This is a genomic window from Actinomadura sp. NEAU-AAG7, from assembly GCF_018603865.1.
GTDB classification, from domain to species: domain Bacteria; phylum Actinomycetota; class Actinomycetes; order Streptosporangiales; family Streptosporangiaceae; genus Spirillospora; species Spirillospora litoris.
In genome coordinates this window covers 1,539,525-1,562,005 of record NZ_JAHFZY010000001.1, presented here as the reverse complement: position 1 = coordinate 1,562,005, position 22,481 = coordinate 1,539,525, and the positions used below count along the sequence as shown (strand labels likewise).

Here is a 22,481-nt window from a genome sequence, read left to right as displayed (position 1 = left end):
CGCGCCTGTGGACTGTGTCACCGGCACAGGTGCCCTGAGGGACTTTTGTGAGCGCGACCTCATGACATGGAGCGGCCTTAAACGTTGACTGTGTCGACATGCGGCGCGGACCGGCGCCACCGGTCCCCAGCGGAACCGCGTGTCGCCCGTTCCGGGTGCACGCAGGAACGGAGGGACGGTGAAATCATGACGGCGCGCACCACCATCACAAGGCTTCCCCCCGGCGGCGGTCCCGCCCCCGGACGGGTCGCGCCGAGAGCGCGCGGCAGGCGTCCGACCTTCGTCACGATGGCGCTCGGACTGCCGGTCGCGTTCATGGCGATCGTGTACGCCTATCCGGTCGGCAAGATGCTGATGAAAAGCGTCACCGAGCCGAAGGCGGGATTCGGGAACTTCACCGAGGCGGCGACCGATTCGACGATCTGGGACGTCCTCTGGGTGACCGTTCGGCTGTCACTCGAAGTGGCCGTGCTCACGGTCGTCCTCGGATTCCCGGTGGCCTATTTCCTGGCCCGCACGTCCGCGCGTAAAGCGCGCTTCCTGTCCCTTCTCGTGGTCATTCCGTTCTGGACGAGCATCCTGGTCCGCTCGTTCGCCTGGATCGTCCTCCTCGGTGACAACGGGCTGGTGACCAAGGTGCTCGACCCGCTCACCGGGGACTCGCAGGGGCTGCTCTACAGCGAGAGCGCGGTGGTCATCGCGATGACCCACATCCTGCTGCCGTTCCCGATCCTGATCATCAAGGGCACGCTCGACCAGATCGACGCGTCGCTGCCGCGCGCGGCGCGGTCCCTCGGCGCGGGCCCGGTGCGGGCGTTCGTCCAGGTGTACCTGCCGCTGGCGGTCCCGGCGATCGTCAGCAGCGGCATGCTCGTGTTCGTCATCGGGCTCGGCTTCTACGTCACGCCCGCGCTGGTCGGCGGCCCGAAGCAGAGCACGATCGCCGTGGTGATCGCGCAGAACGTCCAGGTGAACTTCGACTGGGGGATGGCCGCGACGCTCGCGACCATGCTGCTGGTGCTGGCGACCGCGCTGACGCTGGTCGTGCGCCGCCTCACGAAGGTGAAGGGGCTGGTGTCCCTGTGAGCGTTCCCGCGAGCACGATCGAGGCGCCCGGCGTCCCGAGGACGAGGCCGCCGACGCGGCGGCGCGGGCGCCTGCCCGCGACGCCCATGGAGCGCGCGCTGCACTGGTCGCTGCTGGGCGTGGTCACGCTGGTGTTCGCGTTCCTGGTGATCCCGATCCTCATCGTCGTCCTGGAGTCCTTCAACAGCGCCGACTACCTGTCGTTCCCGCTGGAGGGCTGGTCGCTGCACCACTACCGGCGGTTCTTCGCCGACTCGGCGTGGGTGGAGGCGACGCTGCTGTCCGCGCGGATCGCGCTGCTGGCGGCGGTGATCGCGACCGTGGTCGGCACGGTCGCCGCCTGGGGCCTGGCGCGCAGCACCAGCCGGGGCAAGGGCCTGGTGTTCGCGCTGCTGTACTCGCCGCTGGTGATCCCGATCATCGTGCTGGCGATGAGCTACTACTTCACCTTCGCCGACTACAAGCTGATCGGCCAGTGGCAGATGGTCGCGGTCGCCTACTCGGTGATGGGCATCCCCTACGTCCTCGTGTCGGTGTCGAGCGCGCTCCAGCAGTTCGACCCCGAGCTGGAGAACGCGGCGCGCACGCTCGGCGCCGGCATGACCCGGACGCTGCTGCGGATCACGCTGCCGTCGCTGACCTCCGCGATCTCGGCGGGCGCGCTGTTCGCGTTCGTGATCGCCTTCGACGAGGCGGTCATCATCCTGTTCGTGGCCGGCAACGACTCGGTCACCCTCGCGCGCAAGCTGTGGGACAGCGTGCGCTACGACCTGACGCCCACGCTCGCGGTCGCCGGAACGATCCTCATCGCCGTCTGCGTCGGGCTGTTCTGCCTCTCCGAGCTGATCAAGACCATCCGCGAACGGCGGGAGCGCCGATGACCGAGCAGGGACGCGCCGGGCGCGGCGCGCAGATGACCGACGAGCGGCCCGCCGGGGAGCGCCGCGCGGAGACGGCCGGGCAGGTCGTGTTCGACGGCGTCCACAAGTGGTACGGGGACGCGCCCGCCGTGCACGACTTCGACCTCGCGATCGGCAAGGGCGAGTTCGTCACGCTGCTCGGGCCGAGCGGCTCGGGCAAGACCACGAGCCTGCGCATCCTCGCGGGCCTGGAGTCGGCGACCGCCGGCGAGGTCTACCTCGCGGGGCGCGCGGTCACCGACGAGGTGCCCGAGAAGCGCAACATCGGGCTGGTGTTCCAGAACTACGCGCTGTTCCCGCACATGACCGTCGCGCAGAACATCGCGTTCCCGCTGCGGATGCGGCGGATGAAGAAGGCCGAGGCGCAGGGCCACGTGGACCGCGTGCTGGCGATGACGCAGCTCACGCCGTTCCGCGACCGCTACCCGCGCCAGCTCTCGGGCGGGCAGCAGCAGCGGGTGGCGCTCGCGCGGGCGTTCGTGTTCGACCCGAGCGTCCTGCTGATGGACGAGCCGCTCGGCGCCCTCGACCGCAACCTCCGCGACCACATGCGGCTGGAGCTCAAGTCGCTCCAGCGGCGGATCGGCGCGACCGTCCTGTACGTCACCCACGACCAGGACGAGGCGCTGGCGCTGTCCGACCGGATCGGCGTCATGCACCAGGGCGTGCTCCAGCAGACCGCGCCGCCGGACGAGCTGTACGAGAAACCCGTCAACTCGTTCGTCGCGAGGTTCCTCGGCCAGTCGATCTGCCTCCCCGCGACCCGGGTCGAGCAGGGCGCGCACACGGTCGTGGAGGTGGAGGGGATCGCGGGCCGGATCCTCGTCGACGCCGAGAACGACTGCTCGGCGGAGACGGGCGGCGAGTTCATGATCCGTCCCGAGCGGATCCGGATCGGTACCGACAGGCCCGACCCGGCCGAGCGCAACGCGGTCGCCTGCACGGTCGCGGCGCAGGTCTACCTCGGCCCGCAGATCGAGGTGCACCTGCGCACCGAGCAGGGCGCGGAGATGCAGGTCATCGTGCCGTCGGCGGCCAAGGCCGACTACGCGGCCGGCTCGGCGCACTGGCTGAGCTGGACGGCGCGCGACTGCCGCTTCCTCGCCCGCGTCAACTGACCCCCCCGCCGGGACACCGGCGTCCGAGAGCACACTCCCCCGCCGCGACCTCTGTTCGAGCATGCCGTGATTCGCACCGGAAAGGCGAAGTGATGGAAGTCCCAGCACTCAAGTGCTGCACCTGGCACATGGACGGCGACGTCGGTGTGCTCACGCTGAACCGCCCGGAACGGCTCAACGCGATCGCCAACACCGACATCGACGAGCTGGACCGCGTCGTCATGCGGGCGGGCAAGGACCCCGACGTCCGCGCGCTGGTGATCACGGGCGCGGGGCGCGGCTTCTGCTCGGGCGCGGACGTCAAGGAGTGGGCGGCGCGGTCCGACGCCGACGAGGAGTCCTGGCCCGCGAAGATGCACCGGACCATCGCCCGCCTGTACTGGCTGCCCAAGCCGGTGGTCGCGGCGGTGAACGGCGTCGCCGCCGGGTCGGGCTTCGACATCGCGCTGACCGCCGACATGCGGTTCGGCTCGACCGCCGCCCGGTTCGGCCAGGTCTACGCCCAGCGCGGCATCTGCCCCGACGCGGGCGGCTCCTACCTGCTGCCCCGCCTCGTCGGCGAGACCCGCGCCGCCGAGCTGATCTACACCGGCCGGATCATCGACGCGGACGAGGCGCTGCGCATCGGCGTCGTCAGCGAGGTCGTGGCGCCCGAGAGGCTGCTGGAGCGCGCGCTGGAGCAGGCGCGGATCTTCGCGGCCGGGCCGACGGTGGCGATCGGCGAGGCCAAGCAGAACATCCGGCTCGGGCACACGATCGGGATCGAGGAGGCGCTGCGCAACGAGGCGCGGGGAGCGCGGATCTGCGTGCACACCGAGGACAAGGTCGAGGGCCTCCAGGCCGCGATCGAGAAGCGCCGCCCGGTCTTCGTGGGGCGATGATGACGATGTCGGAGGCCATGTCAGAGGTCGTCTCGGAGGTAGTGGCGGGGCACCGGCTCGACCGGCTGTTCCGCCCCGCGAGCATCGCCGTCGTCGGCGCCTCCCCCAAGGGCGGGTACGGGCTGCGGACGCTGCGGAACACGCGCGGCGCCGGGTTCGCCGGGCGGCTCTACGCCGTCCACCCGTCCCATGCCGAGGTGGACGGGGTGCGCGCCTACCCCTCGCTCGCCGACCTGCCCGAGGCGCCGGACGCGGTGGCCGCCGCGATCCCGGCGGCGGGCGTCCCCGCGCTGGCGGCGCAGGCGGCGGACCTCGGCGCGGGATCCATGGTCGTGTTCGGCGCCGGGTTCGGCGAGCGGGACGAGGCCGGGCGGCGGCTGCAACGCGAGCTGGTCGCCGCCGCCGGCGGCCGCCTCCCGCTGATCGGGCCGAACTGCCTGGGCGTCGCGAGCTTCCGGGGCCGCGCCGCGCTGTGGGGCATCGAGCTGCCGCTCCTGCACGCGGACGCCGACGGCGTCGTCGCGCTCGCCGCGCAGAGCGGCAACATGGCGCTGACCACGATGCTGTCGGGGCGGCTCCCGTCGGTCGCCTACGGGGTGTCGGCGGGCAACCAGGCCGTCCTCGACCTCGCGGACTGCCTGGAGTACTTCCTCACCGACCCCGGCGTCCGCGTCGTCTGCCTGGTGATGGAGGGCCTGGCCGACCTGGCGCGGTTCCGCGCCCTGGCCGAGCGGGCCGCCGCGCGCGACGTCGCGGTCATCGTGCTGAAGGTCGGGCGGTCGGCGGTGGGCGAGGCCGCGACGGTCGCGCACACCGGCACGCTCGCCGGGCGGGACGCCTCCTACGACGCGCTGTTCCGCCAGACCGGCGTCTACCGCGTCGACGACCTGGACGAGATGATCGCGCTCAGCTCGCTGCTGGCCGCGCCGCGCCGCCCGCGCGGCCGGAGCGTCGGCGTCTACGCCAGCTCCGGCGGGGAGTGCGGCCTGGTCGCCGACCTCGCCGACGCGACCGGCGTCGCGCTCGCGGACCTCGACCGGGCCGCGCGCGACCGGCTGGCCGCCGCGCTGCCGCCCTACATGGCGGTGCGCAACCCGCTCGACCTCGGCGCCAACGCCTGGGGCGACCAGGCCATGTACCGGACGGCCGCGCTCGCCATGGGCGCCTCCCCCGACGTGGACGTCGTCGCGTTCGCGGGCGACGCCCCCACCCACTCCGAGCCGCTGGACGAGATCGGCTGGCCCGAGATGGTGATCGGCGCGGGCGAGGCGGCGGCGGAGCTGGACGTGCCGGTCGTGCTGATGACGACGACCACCGACGTCACGTCCGGGCTGATCGCGCTCGCGCGGCGGCACGGCGTCACGCTGCTCGCGGGGGCGCGTCCGGCGCTGCGGGCGATCGCGCTCGCGGGGGCGCCGCGTCCTTCGATCGCACGGCCGGACGAGCCGCCCGCCGACCCCGAGCGCAGGCGCCGCGCCGCCGCGCTCCTGGACGGCCCGCTGTCGGAGTCGCGGGCCAAGGAGCTGCTGTCGCTGTACGGGATCGGGTCGCCGTCCGGCGGGGTCGCCGCCGACGCCGACGCGGCCGCCGCGGTCGCGGACCGCGTCGGCTACCCCGTCGTGTGCAAGCTCCACGCGCCCGGCGTCGCCCACAAGTCCGACATCGGCGGTGTCGAGGTCGGGCTGCGCGACGAGGACGCGCTGCGCGGGGCGTTCGCCCGCATCATGCGGCGCGCCGCCGCGGCGGTCGACGCCCCCGGGGACGGCCCCGCGCCCGGCGTCCTCGTCGAGCGGATGGCGGGGCCCGGCACCGAACTGATCGTCGGCGGGCGCAACGACGCCGCCGGCTCCCTCGTCGTCCTCGGCGCGGGCGGCGTGCTCACCGAACTGCTCGGCGACTCGGCCGGGCTGCTGTGGCCGTTCACCCGCGACGACGTCCTCGACGCGGTGGGCCGGCTGCGGGCCGGCGCGCTGCTGCGCGGCTACCGGGGCTCGCCCCCCGCCGACCTCGACGCGCTGGCGGACGCGGCGGCCGCCGTGGGCCGCCTGCTCGCCGAACTGCCCGAGGTCGCCGAGATCGACGTCAACCCACTGCTGGCCGGGCCGGACGGCTGCCTCGCGCTCGACGCGCTGGTCGTCCGCCGCCCGGAGGAGAAAGGAGGGCGGGACTGATGGACTTCGCGATTCCCGACCACCTCGTGGAGTTCCGCGAGGCCGTCCGCAGGTTCACCGAGACCGAGCTGATCCCGCACGAGGACTACGTGGAGGAGCACGACGGACTGCCCGAGGAGGTCGAGCACCGGATCCGGGAGCGGGCCGTCGCGATGGGCCTGAACTCGATGGGCATGCCCGAGGAGGTCGGCGGCGGCGGGCTGGACGTGCTCAGCCAGGTGCTGGTCACCGAGGAGCTGTTCCGCGCGCTCGGCGGGCTGGCCGAGGTCGTCCCGACGACCCCGGGCATCCTGCTGGCCTGCGAGGGCGAGCAGCGCGAGCGGTTCCTGCTGCCGTGCGTGCGCGGCGACATCCAGTGGTGCTTCGCGCTGACCGAGCCCGACACCGGGTCGGACGCGGCGGGCATCAGCACCCGCGCGGAACTCCGCGACGGATCCTGGGTGATCAACGGCCGCAAGCGCTTCATCAGCCACGGCGACTCGGCCGACTTCGCGATCGTCTTCGCGCTCACCCACCCCGACCGCGAGCAGGACCGGATCACCGCGTTCCTCGTCGAGAAGGGCACGCCCGGGTTCGGTGTCGGGCAGCTCCACAAGACGATGGGCCACCGCGGCTACCGGCAGGCGGAGCTGGTGTTCGACGACTGCGCCGTCCCGGAGGGGAACGTCCTCGGCGAGCCGGGGCGCGGCTTCGGCATCGCGCACGGCGGGCTCAGCAGCGGACGGATCATGACCGCCGCGCGCTGCCTCGGCCCGATGGCCCGGCTCATCGACGACGGCGTCGAGTGGGCCAAGCAGCGGGTGCAGTTCGGCCGTCCGATCGCCGACTACCAGGCGATCCAGTTCATGCTCGCCGACTGCGCCACCGACCTGCACGCCGCCCGGCTGATGACCTACAACGCGGCGTGGGCGGCCGACCAGGGCGAGGCGCCCAAGATCGTCCACGCTCGGGCGTCGGCGGCCAAGCTGTTCGCCAGCGAGGCGCTCGGCCGGGTCGCCGACCGCGTCCTGCAGATCTTCGGCGGCACCGGCTACATGAACGAGACCTACGTCGAGCGCGCCTACCGCAACGCGCGGATCGAGCGGATCTGGGAGGGCACCTCCGAGATCCAGCGCATCATCCTCGCCCGGCAGCTCCTGAAGCGCGGCATGTTCTCCTGACCCACCGCCCGCCCACTCACCACGAGGTCGACACCCGCCGCCCACCCCACGAAGGATCAGCCATGAAGATCACCGGCAACTCACCCTCACTCTCGCGCCGAGGCGTCCTGAAGGGCGGCGCGCTGCTGGCGGGCAGCCTCGCGGCGGCGCCCGTGCTCGGCGCCTGCGGCGGCTCCGGCGGCGGGGGCGGCAAGCGCGTCGTGGTCGCCGACTGGGGCGGCGCGCTCGTCGAGGCCGAGAAGAAGTACATCTTCGAGCCGTTCAGCAAGGAGACCGGCATCGAGGTCGTGGTGTCCGGGCCGCCGACCGGCGCCAAGATCAAGGGAATGGTCGACACCGGCAACATCGAGTGGGACCTCATCGCGGGCGGCCCCGGCACCGTGCTGCCGATCGGGCGCGAGTACTTCGAGACGCTGCCCGACAACCTGCTCAACATCCCCGGCATCGACCCGTCCTACGTCGACAAGAACTGGGTCACCTACTACCTGTTCTCGGTCGTGCTGGCCTGGAACACCTCGGTGATCGGGGCCGGGAAGCGGCTGACCGGCTGGCGCGACTTCTGGGACACCCAGAAGTTCCCCGGCCGCAGGTCGCTGCGCGGCGCCGACAACGGCGTCCCGCCGGACATGGAGTTCGCGGTGCTCGGTGACGGCGTCGACCCGAAGTCGGTGTACCCGATCGACGTCGACCGCGCGTTCCGCAGCCTCGACCGGCTCAAGGGCCACGTGCCGCAGTGGTGGGTGTCGGGCGCCCAGCCCGGCCAGATGCTCGTCAGCAAGCAGGTCGGCGCCACCAGCATCTTCTCCGGACGGGTCGGCGAGCTGAAGACCAAGGGCGCTCCGCTCGACTTCACCTACAACGGCGGCATGTTCGAGCTGGCGAGCTGGTCGGTGCCCAAGGGCGCGCCGAACAAGGAGAACGCCTTCAAGCTGATCGAGTACTCCGTCCGGCCGCAGGTGCAGGCGACGATCTGGAGCAAGTACCCGAACGGTCCCGCGAACTCCAAGGCGCTCGCGCTGATGGACAAGGAGTTCGCCAAGACCCTCCCGTCACACCCGGCGAACCTGGAGGTCCAGTTCCTCCAGAACAGCGAGTGGTGGGGGAAGAACCGCGACGCCGTCCTGAAGCGGTTCCAGCAGTTCGCGAAGTCCTGAGGAGAAACTTCTGTGGAATCACTGGCAGGCCGTGCCTACCTCGTCACCGGGGGCGGCAGCGGCATCGGCGCGGCCACCGCGCTCCACCTCGCCCGGCTCGGCGCGTCCGTGACCGTGCTCGGGCGCCGGAAGGAGCCGCTGGAGTCGGTCGCCGCCGAGGTGGAGCGCCAGGGCGGGCACGCCCTGGCGTTCCCCGCCGACGTCCGCGACCCCGACGCCGTGGGGGCGGGCGTCGCGGCGGGCCTCGACCGGTTCGGACGGATCGACGGGCTCGTCAACAACGCCGCCGGGAACTTCGTCACGCCCGCCGAGAGCCTGTCCCCCAACGGCTGGCGCGCCGTCGTCGACATCGTCCTCAACGGGACGTGGAACTGCACGTCGGCGGTGGCCCGCGCGATGATCGAGGCGGGCACCCCGGGGGCGGTCGTCAGCGTGATCGCGACCTACGCGTGGACGGGCCACCCCGGCACCGTGCACAGCGCCGCCGCCAAGGCGGGCGTCGTGTCGATGACGCGGACGCTCGCCGTCGAGTGGGCGCGGCACGGCATCCGGCTCAACTGCGTCGCCCCCGGCCCGACCGAGACCGACGGCGCGGGCGGCGCCCTGTGGGCCACCCCGGAGGACCGCGCGCGCGTCCTCGCCTCGGTGCCGATGGGCCGGTTCGCGGTACCGCCCGAGATCGGGGACCTCACCGGGTTCCTGCTCAGCGACCGCGCGTCCTACATCACCGGTGAGGTCCTCACGGCCGACGGCGGGCAGTGGCTCGGCAAGCAGATCTACGGCCCGCCGCTCGGCGAGGCCATTACCACGACCAACGGAGGAGGCGCTCCCGCCGCTGGAGCGCGACACTGAACGTCCTACCGGCCGGCCTCCACACCCCTCCCGAGCAGCGTGACCGAGAGGGACGGCCGGCCGGTAGGCGTTATTCATGAAGTCACGGCCCAAGGGGGCTCGCCTGGCGGCTCGCCCCCTTGACCGCGCCTTTGGCGGGCGCGGCATCGCTTCGCGATCTTCGCGGTGGGGCCTCGCCTCCGGCGTCGGCCCCACCGCTCAGCTACGCGCCCGCGCGACGGCTGAGGTCCCTGTGCGGCGCGCTCCACCCGGTCAGGCGCGCGTCCGCGCGAACGGTGAGTCTTCGTGCGGCGCGTTGCAGGGGTATGTCCGCGCGAGCGCCAGGCTCTCCATGCGGCGCGTTCCAACCGGTCAGGCGCGCGTGCCGCGAACGGTAAGTCTTCGTGCGGCGCGCTCCAGCCGGTCAGGGATGGGTTCGCGTGAGCGCTGAGGTCTCTTGTGGCGCGCTCCAGCCGGTCATGTAAGTGTCCGCGCGAGCGCCAGGCTCTCCGTGCGGGCGCGTTCCAGCCGGTCAGGTGCGCGTCGGCGCGGACGCTGAGTCTTCGTGTGGCGCGTTGCAGCCGGTCAGGGGTGCGTCCGCGTGAGCGCTGAGGTCTCCTGCGTCGCGCTCCACCCGGTCATGCACGCGTCCGCGCGAACGGTGAGTCTTCGTGCGGCGCGCTCCAGTCGGTCAGGGGTGGGTTCGCGTGAGCGCTGAGGTTTCTTGCGGCGCGTTGCAGCCGGTCAGGGGCGTGCGGGGCGGGCTAGGTCTGGGGGGCGTCGGCGGGGAAGCCGGGGAGGCCGGGCTCGGGTTGGACGCCGACGGAGTTCAGCATCACCGCGACCGCCCAGTATCGGCCGACGACCGCGATCAGGTCGATGAGCTGGGCGTCCTCGTAGCGGCGGGCGAGCGCCTGCCAGGTGTCGTCGGAGAGGCGGCCCGCGTCGTGCAGTTCGTCCACCGCCTGGAGCAGGACCTTCTGGAACGCCGTCCAGCCGTCGGCGTCCGGGCCGTGCGGGACGCGTTCGATCTCGGCGTCGGTGAGCCCGGCGGCGCGTCCCATGCGGACGTGCTGGCCGAAGGCGTACTCCGACCCGCGCCGCCAGACGATCCGCAGGATCGCCAGCTCGCGGTCGCGGCCGGGCAGCGACGAGGCGTTCAGCAGGTACTCCTGGAGCGGGCGCTGCGCCTTCATCAGGCCCGGGTTGTGCGCCCACGTCCGGCCGACGTGCATGGTTCCGGTGAACGCGGCGTCGCCGAACAGCTCGCGTTCGAGCGCCTGGTACTCCTCGACGGGCAGCGGCGGGATGCGGGGTCCGGGCGTGGTCACGAGGCGCTCCCAAGGTCGGTGCGGACGGCGGTGCGCAGCGCGCCCGCGGCGTCGCGGTCGAGGTCGACGGCGGTGGGGATGGGGAAGTGCGGCGCGAGGATCGTCGCGCCCCGGTCGGCGGCGAGCGCGGTGATCCGCTCCCGGCTGCGCAGCGACTGGACGGGGTCGTGGTCGACCCTCGGCAGCCAGCAGTGGTGCTCCAGGTGGACGGGATGATGCGCCAGGTCGCCGACCAGCAGCGCGGTCGCGCCGCCGGAGGCCACCATCACCGACACGTGCCCCGGGGTGTGGCCGGGCGTGGGCAGGATGGTGACCTCGTCGGACAGCGGCAGCTCGCCGTCGTAGGCGTGCAGGCGCCCGGCGCCGGTGACGGCCCGCAGGCGGGGGCGCGCCTTGGTCGCGAACTCGCGGTTCACCGGGATCTCGTCGACCTCGTCGCTCGTCCAGTAGTCGACCTCGCGCTCGTGCACGTAGACGGTCGCGTTCGGGAACGTCAGCGTGCCCTCGTCGTCCTTCACCAGCCAGCCGCAGTGGTCGGCGTGCAGGTGGGTCTGGACGATCCGGTCGACGTCGCCGGGCTCGACCCCGAGCCTCGCCAGCGTCGCGGGCAGCTCGCCCGCGCCCGCCATGCCCGGGATCTCGCCGGCGCGGTGGCCCCAGCCGGTGTCGACGAGCGTCACATGACCGTCGCCGGTGATGAGGAAACCGCCGAAGTTCACCGTGAACGGCGTGTCCGGGTCGGAGACGCCCACCTCCGGCATCCATTCCGACGGGTCGACGCCATGGAACCAGTACCGGCTGGACCGCTGCGCGACCCCGTCACTGATATGCGTCACCCTCATACGGCCGACATCGAGCGTCGCCGAAAGCACGCCCCACCACCCCAATCCCGCTTTCTAGCCCATTCGCTTGTACTTGACCCGCCACCGCACCTGGCGCTCCTCCCAGGCGCGCGGCCCCGGCGTGAGGGAGACCCCCGCCGGCGGCGCGGGCGCCCGCGCGTCCTCGGCCTCGTAGACCGCGTTGTACGCGGGGCAGCCGGGCGCGGGGTGCCGGAACTCGTGCCAGAGCTGGAAGCGGCTCCCCCTGTCGTAGCCGAACCCGGCGACGATCTCCGGGAGGTGCGTCCGCGTGTAGAAGTCGTCGAACTCCGCGACCTCGGCGGGCGACGCGTCGGCCGCCGGGTCCATCCCGATCATGGCGATGCGGCCCGGGACGAGGTCGTCCGCCCCGGTCGAGCCGGTGTTCCGCCAGATCATCCGCCACACGACCGCGATGCGCTCCCAGGGCGGCCCCGGCGTGTAGGTGACGCGCTGGTCCTCGGGACCGTCCAGGCGGGCGAGGAAGCGGCGCGCCGACTCCTCGCCGTCGATGCCGTAGACCGCGAGCCAGTACGGGACGGCGTCGCCCGCGCCACCGGAGTCGGTCAGCTCGTACCGCGCGGCGCTGACGAACCCCTCGTTGAGGGTGACGACCTCGCGCAGGTGGACTTCGTCGTAGAAGTCGGCGAGCGCCCGCTTCATACCCTCGGGCTCGTCCGGACGGGTGTTCAGGCCCACCGCGAGAAAGAACGGGCAGCTCAGCGGTTGTTCACCCATGGGACGGTCGCCACCTCCGCTCCGGCCGCACGGGCGGAGACATCGCTCGGACAATCATTCAGAATGAACCATACATTCTGCACCATGTCAATGGGCATGCGGCGGCACCCCGCCGGTGGCGGGGTGCCGTTCTCGCGGAAATCAGGTGTTGTGGGACGACGCGCCGCGGCGGGGCTTGCGGCGGCGCGGGCGCCGCGCCTGGCCCGCCGGCGCGGCGGCGGCGGCCTTGGCCGGGGCCTTGCCCGCGGGCTTGGCGGCCTGCTTGGCGGCGGGGCGCGCGGGCGCGGGGACGGGCGTCCCCGACGGGGTCCGGGCGCCGGTGATCCGGGCCAGCTCGGCGTCGCCGGGCCGGACGCGGGTCGTGCGCGGCGCGATCCCCGCGGCGGACATCATCGCGTCCACCTCGCGGCGCTGGTCGGGCAGGACGAGCGTGACGACCGTCCCGGACGCGCCGGCGCGGGCGGTGCGGCCGCCCCGGTGCAGGTAGTCCTTGTGGTCGGCGGGCGGGTCGACGTTGACGACGAGGTCGAGGTCGTCGATGTGGATGCCGCGCGCGGCGACGTTGGTGGCGACCAGGACGGCGACGTCGCCCGTCCGGAAGCCCTCCAGCGTGCGGTTGCGCTGCGACTGGGTCTTGCCGCCGTGCAGCGCGGCGGCGAGCACGCCCCGGGACCGCAGCTTGCGGACGAGCCGGTCGGCGCCGTGCTTCTTGCCCACGAACATGATCACGCGGCCGTCGCGGGCGGCGATGTGCGCGGTGGTCTCCAGCTTGTCGGTGTCGACGACGTGCAGCAGGTGGTGCTCCATCGTCGTGACCGCGCCCGCGGACGGGTCGACCGAGTGCGTCACCGGGTCGTCCAGGAAGCGGCGGACGAGCGTGTCGACGTTCCGGTCGAGCGTCGCGGAGAACAGCATCCGCTGCCCGCCGGGCGGGGTCTGGTCGAGGAGCCGGGTGACCTGCGGCAGGAAGCCCATGTCGGTCATCTGGTCGGCCTCGTCCAGCACGGTGACCGCCACGTCGCCGAGATGGCAGTCGCCGCGCTCGATCAGGTCGGCGAGGCGGCCGGGCGTGGCGACCAGGACGTCGGCGCCGCGTTCGAGCGCGGCGGCCTGCCGCCCGATCCCCAGCCCGCCGACGACGGTGACGAGGCGCTGCCGCAGCGCGTCCGCGTACGGGGTGAGCGCGGTGGTGACCTGCTGCGCGAGCTCCCGGGTCGGGACGAGCACCAGCGCGAGCGGGCGCCGGGGCGCGGCGCGCCGGCCGTCGAGGCGGGCGAGCGTGGCGAGCCCGAACGCGAGGGTCTTGCCGGAGCCGGTGCGGCCGCGGCCGAGGACGTCCCGTCCGGCGAGGGCGTTCGGGAGCGTCGCCGCCTGGATCGGGAACGGGTCGGTGACGCCCTCGCGGGTCAGCGCCGCCAGCAGGGCGGGCGGCAGTTCGAGCTCGGCGAAGGACGAGACCGGGGGTAGGGCGGGACGGCGGACGCGGGTGGCGCTTCGGGGCATGGAACCTTCCTCAGTGATGGCGCGTGTCGAGGAGTGCTCCGCTGCGCGGGACCGGCCGGAGGGCCGGGCGAAGAAATCTCAAGAACGAACCGGGAGACGATGGGCGCGGGAACGGCGCGGACGGGCCGAGGGCCCGCCCGCGCCGTGCCGTGCAGGGTGTCAGGCGGGGACGATGTTCTCCGCCTGGAGGCCCTTCTGGCCCTGGGTGACGTCGAACGACACCTTCTGGCCTTCCTGGAGCTCGCGGAAGCCCTGCGCCGCGATGTTGGAGTAGTGGGCGAAGACGTCGGCGCCTCCGCCGTCCTGCTCGATGAAGCCGAAGCCCTTTTCGGCGTTGAACCACTTGACGGTGCCGGTGGCCATGGTGATCTCCTTTTGGCTCAGTCCGGGTCCCACACCCTGTGGGCCCGCGGACGCCGCGATGGCCCATCCGGAAGATCCGAACAACAAAAATGCGCCTGAGGTGGAACCAGCAGGCGCACACAAATGTCTATGGGAACCGCAACGTCCCGGACACTACCACATGACCCCGGGCCCCCACCGCCGGAGCGTCATGGAAGTGCCGCCGGGACGCCTCGGACGCAACGAATTCGCCAAGCGGTCACCGATCGGGGCCCCGTCAGGGTCCGGACGGGCGCATACTAGCGCTGATGAGACCCCCGCGAGCCGCGCAGCGGCGACACCTGCCCACCAGTCCCTTCAAGCCACCGCCACCGGCTCCGCCCGCCAAGGAGTTCGCCGTGGAGGACCGCGTGACCCACGACAAGTACGGCCTCGGCCGCGTGGTCGAGGTCGAGCGCGACGCCGTCTTCGTCGACTTCGGCACCCGCAAGGTCCGGATCCCGGCGCCGTACGCGAAGCTCTTCCCGCTCTGAGGCCGGGCCCTTCCCCGTTCGGAGGTCCCGGCCGCCGGTACCGCGCCGCGCGCTCAGGAGAACGTCCCGGGCGCCGGGGCGAGCCCGGTCGCGCGGCGTTCCTCCGCGAGCTCGATCAGGCGCGCCGACATGTCGGCGAAGAGCATCAGGTCCCGCGCCACGGCCGTCGTGAACGGCGACGCGCCGGGCCGGTCGACGACGGCCAGCACCCCGCGGGTCGCCTCGCCCGTCTCCAGCGGGAGCATGAGGATGGGGCCCGGCGGAAGCTCGCTGAGCCCCTGGTCGACGGCGACCCGCGACGAGAGGGCCCGCCGTGAGCTGAACACGCGTCCGATCATCGACCGGCCGCGCCGGACGGTCAGCCCGCGCAGCCGGTCACCGCCGGCGCCGACCGCGACCTCGATCCGCAGCGTGTTGCCGCCGTCCTCGGCGGGCAGCGCGACGAACGCCAGCGGCGCGCGGGCCATGGCGCGGGCGTGCTCGGCGACCAGGCCGAGCGCCTCCGCGGGCTCGGCGCCGCCCAGGATCGCGGCCATGAGGTCGAACGACGCCGCGAGCCGGTGCCCTTCCTCGGCGGGCCGCGGGGCCCGCGCCGGCCGCCAGGTGATCGGCGGCACGCCCGCGGGCCCCGCGCCGTCCCGCGGCGTCGCGGGCGGGGGCACGGGGCCGTGCCCAGCCTCGCCGTGCCCAGCCTCGTCGTGCCTGGCCTCCTCCTGCCGGGCGTCGCCGTGCCGGGCCTCGTCGTCCGGCCGGGCCGCCTCGTGCGGCGTCCCGGTCCCCGGCGGGTTCAGGCCGCGGCCGATCCGCCGCCGGGCCCGGCGAGCCCGGCCGCCTCGACGGTGCGGTGCACGCTGAAGTACCGGTCGAGACCGCTGATCTCCAGCAGCCTCGCGAGTTGCGGGCGGGGGGCGGCGAGCACGACGGCGGCGCCCTCGCGCTCCGTCCGCCGCCGCGTGCCGACGAGCAGGGCGAGGCCGGAGGCGTCGCAGAAGGTCACGTCCGCGAGGTCGATGACGACGAGGGCGCCCGGGTCGCGCAGGGCGATCCGCAGGGCCTCCCGCAGCGCTGGCGCGGTGGCCATGTCGAGTTCGCCGCGGAGGGCGACGACGGTGGCTCCCGGGCGGCGCTCGCGGCTCAGCCCGGTGGGGGGTGCGGGACGGTCGGCGCTGGTCATGCTGGTGTCTCCGATCCGGAGTACGGGGCCGCCGGGTTCGGACGCCATGGCGCGGGCGGGGTCGCCCGCGTCCGGCCGAGATGGTGTCGAGGCGTCATGGGTGCCGGACCGATCCGGACCCTTCAGGAGGCCGCGTAGTGGCGAACCAGGGGGAAACGGGCTTGGCCGCCCGCGTCGAGAACCCCTTGTCCACAACCGAGCCTACGCCCTCCGGGCCGGCGGCGCGGGCCGCGCGGGGCGGGGCGGCCCGCGCGACGGGGAGGCCGCCCGTTTATGCTCACGCAGGCGGGACGCGGTTTCGGTGCCGCGTACGGCATGTTTCCTGGAGCGAGGAGAACCGGTGGAGTCTCGATGAGCGCGCCCGACACACCCGGCGCGGGGCGGGTCATGACCGTGACCGGACCGGTCGCACCGGACGCCCTGGGGCACACCGTCACCTCCGTCCACGTGGTGAGCGACCTCCCCGCCGGCGAGAACGGCGGGGACGTCGACGAGACCCCGGTCGGCCTCGGGCTGCTCGGCGCGCTCAGCCTGGGCGCCGCGAACCGCGACAACGCGCGGCTGACCGAGGAGGGCGCGGCCGCCGAGCTGGCCGACTTCGCCGCGCTCGGCGGCGGGACGGTCGTGGACGTGACCGGCGCCGGCCGCGGCCGCGACCCCCGGGCCCTCGCCCGGCTCGCCCGCGCCACCGGCGTGCACATCGTCATGGGCGCCTCCGGCGGTGTCGCGGAGGAGATCGTCCGCGAGGTCGTGGACGGGGTGGACGGCGTCCGCGCGGGCGTGATCGGCAGGATCGGGACGCTCGACCCCGACCGCGCGGCGCACCGGGCCGTGGCGGCGACCGTCGGGGAGGCCGCGCGCGAGACGGGCGCGCCCGTGCTGCTGGACCGCGCCGCGACCTACGAGGCGACGCACCGCGTCCTCGACCTGCTCGACGGGGTGGACCCGGCGCGCGTGGCCGTGGGCGCCTGCGACGCGTTCGCCACCGACCACGAGGCGCTCGCCTCGCTGGCCGAGCGGGGCGTGTCCGTCCAGTTCGACCGGCTCGGGCGGCTCACGAACGTCTACACCGAGGTGGACGACCAGGACGTCGCCGCCGCCGTCCTCGCGCTGGCGGAGCGCGGCCACGCCGAGCGGGTGCTGCTGTCCCCCGGCGTGTCCCGCAAGATCGACCTGAAGGGCTTCGGCGGCGGCGGGTACGGGTTCGTCGTCCAGCAGTTCGTCCCCTTCCTGCGGTTCCAGGGCGCCGACGACGCGCTCGTGCACGCCCTGACCGAGGCGAACCCGGCGCGCTGGCTGACGATCACGGAGGAACGCCGATGACCATCCCCAACCTCGCCGGCCAGGTGCTCACGGTCGCGGGACCGGTCGACCCGTCGGCGCTCGGCCCGACGCTCATGCACGAGCACATCTTCCTCGACCTGCGCCGCCCGGCCCACGCGCTGCGTCCGGGCGAGGACTCCCCCGAGGCGCTGGAGCCGCTGACGCTGGCCAACCTGGCCCGGACGCGGCACGGCGGCGTCAACGCCGACAACGACGTCCTCGCCGACTTCGCGGAGATGCTCGCCGAGGTCGGGGAGTTCCGGCGCGCGGGCGGCGGCACGATCGTGGAGGTCACGAGCCTCGGGATCGGCCGCGACCCGGAGTCGCTGCTGAAGATGGCGCGGGCGAGCGACCTCAACATCGTGATGGGCGCGGGCTGGTACACCCCGACGTTCCAGCCGCTCGACATGGACGACCGGTCCGTCGAGGAGTTGACCGAGGGCATCGTCCGCGACGTCGTCGAGGGCGCGGACGGCACCGGGATCCGGGCCGGGATCATCGGTGAGATCGGCGCCGAGACCGCGCCGCTGACGCCGAACGAGCTGAAGAGCGTCCGGGCGTCGGGCCGGGCGAGCCGGATCACCGGCGCGCCGATCTCCTTCCACGTCGGCGGGGTCGGCGAGGAGAAGTTCGCCGTCCTCGACATCCTGGACGAGGAGGGCGTCGACCCCGCGAACGTCGTCTTCGGCCACGCCGGGGACATGGCCGTCGACCTGGACTTCGCCCGGCGGATCCTCGCGCGGGGCGTGTTCGTCGAGTTCGACTTCCTGACCTCGCCGGGCAGCCCGTGGGGGCATCTCGTGCTGATGAGCGACCACAAGGTCGCGCGCGGCATCGCGAACCTCGTCGCGGAGGGCTTCGCCGGGCAGATCGTGCTCGGCCACGACGTCTGCCAGAAGATCCAGCTCAAGCGGTACGGCGGGCAGGGCTACAGCTACATCCCCGACCACTTCCTGCCCGCGCTGCGGCGGCTCGGCGTCGGCGAGGACGCGCTGCACGCGATCATGGTGGAGAACCCCGCGCGCGCCCTGACGTTCACCGCGCCCGCCCCCTGACCGGGGTCAGGCGATCGCGCGCAGGCGGACGCCGAGCGCGCCCCGCGTGATCTCGCCCGCGGCGCGGGTGGCGAGTGCAGAGCGCTCGTCCGGGCGGGCCGCCGGGGGACGCCGGGCGGGCGGTCCGTACGCTGGCACCGTGTCCGAGCAACGGATCTTCAGCCCCGGCGTCGACGCCGCCGCCGACGGCGACATCGGGTGGGTCACGGTGCGCAACCCGGCGCGGCGCAACGCGCTGTCGATCGCGATGATGGACGCGCTCGGCCGGGCCCTCGACCGCCTCGACGCCGACCCCGGGGTCAAGGTGATCGTCGTGCGGGGCGAGGGCACCGCCGCGTTCGCCGCCGGGGCCGACATCTCCGAGTTCGAGGCGGAGCGCTCCACGGCGGAGGCGCGCCGCCGCGCGGACGGCGCGATCACCGACCTGTTCGGCGTGCTCGACCGGCTCGCGACCCCGCTCATCGCCATGATCCACGGGCACTGCCTCGGCGCCGGGCTGGCGCTCGCGCTCGGCGCCGACATCCGGATCGCCGACGACCGGGGGCGGTTCGCGATCCCGGCGGGACGCCTCGGCCTCGCCTATCCCGTCCCGCTCGTCCACGCGCTGGTCCGGGCGGTGGGGCCGGGCCAGGCCGCCGAGATCCTGTTCACGGCGGCACCGCTGGGGGCCGCCGAGGCGCTCCGGACGGGGCTGGTCAACCGCGTCGTCGCGCCCGGGGAGCTGGAGGAGGCCACCCGCGCGACGGCGGAGCGGATCGCGGCCAACGCGCCGCTGTCGGTGCGGGCGGCCAAGACGGCGATCAGGTCGGCGGCCGATCCGGCGCTGGCGGCGGCGGCCGAGCGGCTCGTCGAGGAGTGCGCGGAGTCCGGCGACGCCCGCGAGGGGCGGCGGGCGTTCATGGAGAAGCGCCCCCCGCGCTTCACCGGCCGCTGAACCCCCTCATCGGCGCCGGTGCGCCGATGACCCCCGAACGGCTGTCATGACAATTCCGTCAGCATGATCGAATAATGGAGGGGCCCGCCGAGGGGAGCGCGGGCCCGGCCGGTACGGGGGGTCGGGGCCGTTCCCAGGGTTCTCCGGTTCGGCGTTGGAGAGCACGGCGACGGGCATCGGACCGTCCCCCTGAGAAAGGGCCGTGACCCAATGTGCGAACGCTGCCGGACGTCTCTCCGAACGGTTCGACGGGCGGGCCGATGAGACTACGGGAACGCGTGCCCAAGATCGGGCCGACCCGCGAGGTCGTCGCCGCTAGGACCCTCGACAGGGTGACTCCGCTGCTCCGGACGGTCGGCGTGACACGCGTCGCCGACATCACCTGGCTGGACCGCGTCGGCATCCCCGTCTTCAACGCGATCGTGCCCCGCTCCCACGACCTCCTGTCGGTCTACAACGGCAAGGGGCGGACGCGGGACGACGCGCGAGCGTCGGCGATCATGGAGGCGGTGGAGCGGTTCGCCGCGTGGCAGCCGAGGACGCCGGACGTCGTCGCCTCCTGCGCCGAGCTGGAGGCCGCGGGACGTCCGGTGCTGAACCCGGCCGACCACAACCTGGCGCCGGGTCACGCCTACCGTCCGGACAGGCCCATCTCCTGGGCCACGGGGTTCGACCTGCTCGGCGACGAGGAGGTCCTCGTGCCGCTGTGCCTCGCGGGCTACTACGTCGACTTCCACGAGCCGCAGCCCTTCTCCGTCAGCACGAGCAACGGGCTGGCGTCCGGGAACTCGCTGGAGGAGGCGATCTGCCACGCGCTGTGCGAGGTGATCGAGCGGGACGCGCTGACGCTGGCCGACCTCGTCAGCAACCGGCTCCGGCACATGGTGCGCGACAAGCTGGGCGACCGCGTCCCGCCCGGCGTCGAGGAGCGGCTGGAGGACCGGCACCCGAGCGTCGACCTGGACACGCTGCCGGAGTCGGCGGCCTGGTTCGCCGGGCGGATCGTGGACGCGGGGCTGCCGCTGGTCGTCCGCGACCTCACCTCCTCGCTCGGGATCGCCACCTTCGCCGCCGTCACGCACGAGAGCGTCGCCGAGACCTTCTCCCCCGGGCACTCCGGATACGGGACGCACCCGAACGCCGAGGTGGCGCTGGTGCGGGCGCTCACCGAGCTGGCGCAGAGCCGCGCGGTGGACATCCAGGGCATGCGCGAGGACATCACGCTGCCGCAGGAGCACAACGGCGAATGGGCCGAGCACGTGTCGCGCGGCGGGTCGGTGGACGGGTCGGTGTGGCCGTGGCGGGAGTCCGCCCGGCCGGTGCGCTTCGGCGACGTCCCCGACCATCCGAGCGACGACGTCGTCGCCGACATCGACCTGATGCTCGGCCGGTTGGAGCTCGACGGCCTGTACCGGGCCGTCGTCGTGGACCGGACGCCGCCGGGCTTCCCGGTGCACGTCGTCCGGGTGATCGTGCCGGGGCTGGAGTCCTGGGCGGTCGACCAGAGCAGGCTCGGCCGGCGGGCGGGCGCGTGCTGGGAGGCGGCGCTGAACGAGGCCCGCGGCCGCGGGCGGGAAGCGAGGACGGCATGACGCGCGCCGTGGTGTTCGCGGGGCCGAGCATCGACAGGGCCGCGATCGCGGAGCTGGCGCCGGTGGAGGTGCGCCCGCCGGTGAAGCGCGGCGACCTCGACGCGCTGCTCGCCGAGCCCGACCCGCCCGGCGTGGTCGGGATCGTGGACGGCCAGTTCCTGCACGGCCTGATGATCTCGCCCAAGGAGGTGCTGCGGGCCCTCGACCGGCACCCGCGCCCGGTGCGGGTGCTCGGGTCCTCCAGCATGGGCGCGCTGCGGGCCGCCGAGCTCTCGGAGGAGGGCATGGTCGGCGTCGGGCGGGTCTTCGAGCTGTACCGGTCGGGCGAGGTGGACGCCGACGACGAGGTCGCGATCACCTTCGACCCGGACACGCTGCGCCCGCTGTGCGAGCCGATGGTCAACATCCGGATCGCGGTCGCGGCGGCGCGGGACCAGGGGGTGGTCTCGGCGGAGGCCGCCGAGACCGTCCTCGCGGCGGCGAAGGATCTGTATTTTCCGGAACGCTCCTACGAACGGATCCTGCGGCTGCCCGCGGTGCGGGAGCGCGTCGGCGCGGACGAGCGGGACGCGCTGCGCGCCTTCCTCGACTCGCCCGCCGCGCCGGACGCCAAGCGGGAGGACGCGGTGGCGCTGCTGCGGCTCATGCACGGCCGATAGCGAGGGCCGACAGCGGGGGCCGGTGGCGACGACCGGTGGCGAGGCGGCTTCACACCAGGGGGATGTGCCAGTGTCGACTCAGCTCGCGGGCCCGGAAGCGCCCGCCCATTTCCTGCCCTGCCGGGCGATAGTGATCGAGATCGTGAGCACGACGCCGCTGCTGCGGCACGGCCTCGCCGAGCTGCTGCGGAAGGTCCCGGGGTTCCAGGTGCACGACGCCGACGCGCCGAGCCCGGAGCTCGGCGCGGGGACGCGGCCGTGCACCACGATCCTCATCACCGACGACGACGAGGACGCGCCGGACGCGCTGGTGGAGCCGATCCTGTCCGCCTCGCCCCGGTCGAAGGTGATCGTCCTGACCGACTCGGGCGACCACCTGTTCCTCGGCAAGGTGCTCACCTCGGGCGCGCACGCGTGCCTCGCCAAGCGCGTCCAGCTCGACGAGCTGGTCTCCACGATCATGACCGTGCACCGCGAGGACGGGCGGTTCGTCCTGTCGGCGCCCGTCGAGGCCGTGCGGCGGCTGCGGCCGGGGCCGGCCGGTCCCGGCGCGCTGACCAACCGGGAGACCGAGATCCTGCGGCTGGTCGCGGCGGGCATGCGGAACCGGCACATCTCCCGGCGGCTGTTCATCACCGAGGCGACCGTCAAGCGGCACCTCACCAACATCTACGGCAAGCTGGAGGTGACCTCCCGGGCCGAGGCGGTCCGGAAGGTCGTGGAGTCGGACCTGCTGCGCGACTAGCCGTCGGGCGGCCGGCCGTCAGGCGAAGGCGGCGCCCACGGACGCCAGCGCCGTGTGGACGCTGTGCCCCTCGGCGGCGGCCTCGACCTCGAAGACGCTCACCGACGTCGGCGGGTATCCGATCAGCTCGATCGCCCTGCTGACCTGGGCCGGGCCGCTGATGTGCTCGACGGCGTCCCACAGGTAGACGGCGCCCCAGACGCGGCGTTCTGGGTTGGCGAACCAGACCTTGAGCCGCATGCCGGGGAGCTGCGAGTACGCCTCGACGGCGTAGTCCCTGAGGTAGGCGCGCAGGTCGTCGATGGAGACGTCCGACTCGGCCAGGTCCCAGACGACGAGCTGGAGGTACATCGCTTCGGCTCCTTGCGAGG

At 73.5% G+C, this 22,481-nt stretch carries 24 protein-coding genes; 15 read left to right on the top strand and 9 right to left on the bottom strand.

The window, feature by feature from the left end; all coding sequences use genetic code 11:
- The first annotated feature begins 186 nt into the window (after positions 1 to 186).
- From KLI87_RS07115 to KLI87_RS07080, 8 genes are all read left to right on the top strand, one after another.
- A complete protein-coding gene (locus KLI87_RS07115) occupies positions 187 to 1,086 on the top strand; it encodes an ABC transporter permease (RefSeq protein WP_214616278.1) in 900 nt (299 codons plus the stop codon).
- Complete coding sequence (locus KLI87_RS07110; protein WP_214616277.1) at positions 1,083 to 1,967, top strand: ABC transporter permease; 885 nt, start codon at positions 1,083 to 1,085, stop codon at positions 1,965 to 1,967. The genes KLI87_RS07115 and KLI87_RS07110 overlap by 4 nt, the downstream gene beginning before the upstream one ends.
- Positions 1,964 to 3,124, top strand: a complete 1,161-nt coding sequence (locus tag KLI87_RS07105; protein ID WP_214616276.1) for an ABC transporter ATP-binding protein — start codon at positions 1,964 to 1,966, stop codon at positions 3,122 to 3,124. The genes KLI87_RS07110 and KLI87_RS07105 overlap by 4 nt, the downstream gene beginning before the upstream one ends.
- A gap of 92 nt (positions 3,125 to 3,216) precedes the next feature.
- The gene (locus KLI87_RS07100) at positions 3,217 to 4,005 is read left to right on the top strand and encodes an enoyl-CoA hydratase/isomerase family protein (protein WP_214616275.1); all 789 of its coding nucleotides are present in this window, start codon (positions 3,217 to 3,219) and stop codon (positions 4,003 to 4,005) included.
- A gap of 17 nt (positions 4,006 to 4,022) precedes the next feature.
- Entirely contained in the window at positions 4,023 to 6,176 is a 2,154-nt protein-coding gene (locus KLI87_RS07095) for an acetate--CoA ligase family protein (protein ID WP_214616274.1), read from the top strand.
- Complete coding sequence (locus tag KLI87_RS07090) at positions 6,176 to 7,336, top strand: acyl-CoA dehydrogenase family protein (RefSeq protein WP_214616273.1); 1,161 nt, start codon at positions 6,176 to 6,178, stop codon at positions 7,334 to 7,336. Before KLI87_RS07095 ends, KLI87_RS07090 begins: the two co-directional genes overlap by 1 nt.
- Positions 7,337 to 7,398: 62 nt before the next feature.
- On the top strand, positions 7,399 to 8,490 hold the full coding sequence (locus KLI87_RS07085) for an ABC transporter substrate-binding protein (protein WP_156214249.1): 1,092 nt from the start codon (positions 7,399 to 7,401) through the stop codon (positions 8,488 to 8,490).
- 12 nt (positions 8,491 to 8,502) lie between these two features.
- Complete coding sequence (locus KLI87_RS07080; RefSeq protein ID WP_214616272.1) at positions 8,503 to 9,342, top strand: SDR family oxidoreductase; 840 nt, start codon at positions 8,503 to 8,505, stop codon at positions 9,340 to 9,342.
- 743 nt (positions 9,343 to 10,085) lie between these two features.
- Here KLI87_RS07080 and KLI87_RS07075 read toward each other — a convergent pair.
- The 5 genes from KLI87_RS07075 to KLI87_RS07055 form a co-directional block, all read right to left on the bottom strand.
- The gene (locus KLI87_RS07075) at positions 10,086 to 10,652 is read right to left on the bottom strand and encodes a carboxymuconolactone decarboxylase family protein (RefSeq protein WP_156214250.1); all 567 of its coding nucleotides are present in this window, start codon (positions 10,650 to 10,652) and stop codon (positions 10,086 to 10,088) included.
- Positions 10,649 to 11,494, bottom strand: a complete 846-nt coding sequence (locus KLI87_RS07070; RefSeq protein WP_214616271.1) for an MBL fold metallo-hydrolase — start codon at positions 11,492 to 11,494, stop codon at positions 10,649 to 10,651. Before KLI87_RS07070 ends, KLI87_RS07075 begins: the two co-directional genes overlap by 4 nt.
- Before the next feature lie 54 nt (positions 11,495 to 11,548).
- Positions 11,549 to 12,250, bottom strand: a complete 702-nt coding sequence (locus KLI87_RS07065) for a hypothetical protein (protein WP_156214252.1) — start codon at positions 12,248 to 12,250, stop codon at positions 11,549 to 11,551.
- A gap of 141 nt (positions 12,251 to 12,391) precedes the next feature.
- Positions 12,392 to 13,753, bottom strand: coding sequence for a DEAD/DEAH box helicase (locus tag KLI87_RS07060; protein ID WP_214616270.1), 1,362 nt, complete (start codon positions 13,751 to 13,753; stop codon positions 12,392 to 12,394).
- A 159-nt stretch (positions 13,754 to 13,912) separates the two neighbouring features.
- A complete protein-coding gene (locus KLI87_RS07055) occupies positions 13,913 to 14,116 on the bottom strand; it encodes a cold-shock protein (RefSeq protein ID WP_067460243.1) in 204 nt (67 codons plus the stop codon).
- 287 nt (positions 14,117 to 14,403) lie between these two features.
- On the opposite strand from KLI87_RS07055, the gene KLI87_RS07050 reads away from it, so the two are divergent.
- On the top strand, positions 14,404 to 14,628 hold the full coding sequence (locus KLI87_RS07050; protein WP_156214254.1) for a hypothetical protein: 225 nt from the start codon (positions 14,404 to 14,406) through the stop codon (positions 14,626 to 14,628).
- Between the two features lie 53 nt (positions 14,629 to 14,681).
- Here KLI87_RS07050 and KLI87_RS07045 read toward each other — a convergent pair whose 3' ends face one another.
- Entirely contained in the window at positions 14,682 to 15,290 is a 609-nt protein-coding gene (locus tag KLI87_RS07045) for a GAF domain-containing protein (protein WP_156214255.1), read from the bottom strand.
- A 125-nt stretch (positions 15,291 to 15,415) separates the two neighbouring features.
- Positions 15,416 to 15,802: an STAS domain-containing protein gene (locus KLI87_RS07040; protein ID WP_214616269.1), complete on the bottom strand. Its 387-nt coding sequence runs from the start codon at positions 15,800 to 15,802 to the stop codon at positions 15,416 to 15,418.
- A 351-nt stretch (positions 15,803 to 16,153) separates the two neighbouring features.
- Here KLI87_RS07040 and KLI87_RS07035 point away from each other — a divergent pair, with 351 nt between their 5' ends.
- Entirely contained in the window at positions 16,154 to 17,125 is a 972-nt protein-coding gene (locus KLI87_RS07035) for a phosphotriesterase (RefSeq protein WP_214616268.1), read from the top strand.
- Positions 17,122 to 18,180 carry a phosphotriesterase gene (locus KLI87_RS07030; RefSeq protein ID WP_214616267.1) on the top strand — a complete coding sequence of 353 codons (1,059 nt, stop codon included), beginning with the start codon at positions 17,122 to 17,124 and terminating at the stop codon, positions 18,178 to 18,180. The genes KLI87_RS07035 and KLI87_RS07030 overlap by 4 nt, the downstream gene beginning before the upstream one ends.
- A gap of 6 nt (positions 18,181 to 18,186) precedes the next feature.
- Here KLI87_RS07030 and KLI87_RS40915 read toward each other — a convergent pair whose 3' ends face one another.
- A complete protein-coding gene (locus KLI87_RS40915) occupies positions 18,187 to 18,318 on the bottom strand; it encodes a hypothetical protein (RefSeq protein WP_284734054.1) in 132 nt (43 codons plus the stop codon).
- A 1-nt stretch (position 18,319) separates the two neighbouring features.
- Here KLI87_RS40915 and KLI87_RS07025 point away from each other — a divergent pair, with 1 nt between their 5' ends.
- From KLI87_RS07025 to KLI87_RS40910, 4 genes are all read left to right on the top strand, one after another.
- On the top strand, positions 18,320 to 19,114 hold the full coding sequence (locus tag KLI87_RS07025; RefSeq protein ID WP_214616266.1) for an enoyl-CoA hydratase-related protein: 795 nt from the start codon (positions 18,320 to 18,322) through the stop codon (positions 19,112 to 19,114).
- 260 nt (positions 19,115 to 19,374) lie between these two features.
- Positions 19,375 to 20,706: a YcaO-like family protein gene (locus KLI87_RS07020; protein WP_156214259.1), complete on the top strand. Its 1,332-nt coding sequence runs from the start codon at positions 19,375 to 19,377 to the stop codon at positions 20,704 to 20,706.
- Positions 20,703 to 21,365: a TfuA-like protein gene (locus tag KLI87_RS07015; RefSeq protein ID WP_156214260.1), complete on the top strand. Its 663-nt coding sequence runs from the start codon at positions 20,703 to 20,705 to the stop codon at positions 21,363 to 21,365. The genes KLI87_RS07020 and KLI87_RS07015 overlap by 4 nt, the downstream gene beginning before the upstream one ends.
- A gap of 70 nt (positions 21,366 to 21,435) precedes the next feature.
- Positions 21,436 to 22,110 carry a response regulator transcription factor gene (locus KLI87_RS40910; RefSeq protein ID WP_156214261.1) on the top strand — a complete coding sequence of 225 codons (675 nt, stop codon included), beginning with the start codon at positions 21,436 to 21,438 and terminating at the stop codon, positions 22,108 to 22,110.
- Between the two features lie 18 nt (positions 22,111 to 22,128).
- On the opposite strand, the gene KLI87_RS07005 is transcribed toward KLI87_RS40910, so the two are convergent.
- Entirely contained in the window at positions 22,129 to 22,461 is a 333-nt protein-coding gene (locus tag KLI87_RS07005; RefSeq protein WP_214616265.1) for a YdhR family protein, read from the bottom strand.
- Positions 22,462 to 22,481 lie beyond the last annotated feature (20 nt).

What these genes read in the sequence shown, in the direction of transcription:
- KLI87_RS07115 (WP_214616278.1), top strand. Translation starts at nt 187, where the DNA reads ATGACGGCGCGCACCACCATCACAAGGCTTCCCCCCGGCGGCGGTCCC.
- KLI87_RS07105 (WP_214616276.1), top strand. Translation starts at nt 1,964, where the DNA reads ATGACCGAGCAGGGACGCGCCGGGCGCGGCGCGCAGATGACCGACGAG.
- KLI87_RS07100 (WP_214616275.1), top strand. Translation starts at nt 3,217, where the DNA reads ATGGAAGTCCCAGCACTCAAGTGCTGCACCTGGCACATGGACGGCGAC.
- KLI87_RS07095 (WP_214616274.1), top strand. Translation starts at nt 4,023, where the DNA reads ATGTCAGAGGTCGTCTCGGAGGTAGTGGCGGGGCACCGGCTCGACCGG.
- KLI87_RS07090 (WP_214616273.1), top strand. Translation starts at nt 6,176, where the DNA reads ATGGACTTCGCGATTCCCGACCACCTCGTGGAGTTCCGCGAGGCCGTC.
- KLI87_RS07085 (WP_156214249.1), top strand. Translation starts at nt 7,399, where the DNA reads ATGAAGATCACCGGCAACTCACCCTCACTCTCGCGCCGAGGCGTCCTG.
- KLI87_RS07070 (WP_214616271.1), bottom strand. Translation starts at nt 11,494, where the DNA reads ATGAGGGTGACGCATATCAGTGACGGGGTCGCGCAGCGGTCCAGCCGG.
- KLI87_RS07065 (WP_156214252.1), bottom strand. Translation starts at nt 12,250, where the DNA reads ATGGGTGAACAACCGCTGAGCTGCCCGTTCTTTCTCGCGGTGGGCCTG.
- KLI87_RS07060 (WP_214616270.1), bottom strand. Translation starts at nt 13,753, where the DNA reads ATGCCCCGAAGCGCCACCCGCGTCCGCCGTCCCGCCCTACCCCCGGTC.
- KLI87_RS07055 (WP_067460243.1), bottom strand. Translation starts at nt 14,116, where the DNA reads ATGGCCACCGGCACCGTCAAGTGGTTCAACGCCGAAAAGGGCTTCGGC.
- KLI87_RS07050 (WP_156214254.1), top strand. Translation starts at nt 14,404, where the DNA reads ATGAGACCCCCGCGAGCCGCGCAGCGGCGACACCTGCCCACCAGTCCC.
- KLI87_RS07040 (WP_214616269.1), bottom strand. Translation starts at nt 15,802, where the DNA reads ATGACCAGCGCCGACCGTCCCGCACCCCCCACCGGGCTGAGCCGCGAG.
- KLI87_RS07035 (WP_214616268.1), top strand. Translation starts at nt 16,154, where the DNA reads ATGAGCGCGCCCGACACACCCGGCGCGGGGCGGGTCATGACCGTGACC.
- KLI87_RS07030 (WP_214616267.1), top strand. Translation starts at nt 17,122, where the DNA reads ATGACCATCCCCAACCTCGCCGGCCAGGTGCTCACGGTCGCGGGACCG.
- KLI87_RS07020 (WP_156214259.1), top strand. Translation starts at nt 19,375, where the DNA reads ATGAGACTACGGGAACGCGTGCCCAAGATCGGGCCGACCCGCGAGGTC.
- KLI87_RS07015 (WP_156214260.1), top strand. Translation starts at nt 20,703, where the DNA reads ATGACGCGCGCCGTGGTGTTCGCGGGGCCGAGCATCGACAGGGCCGCG.
- KLI87_RS07005 (WP_214616265.1), bottom strand. Translation starts at nt 22,461, where the DNA reads ATGTACCTCCAGCTCGTCGTCTGGGACCTGGCCGAGTCGGACGTCTCC.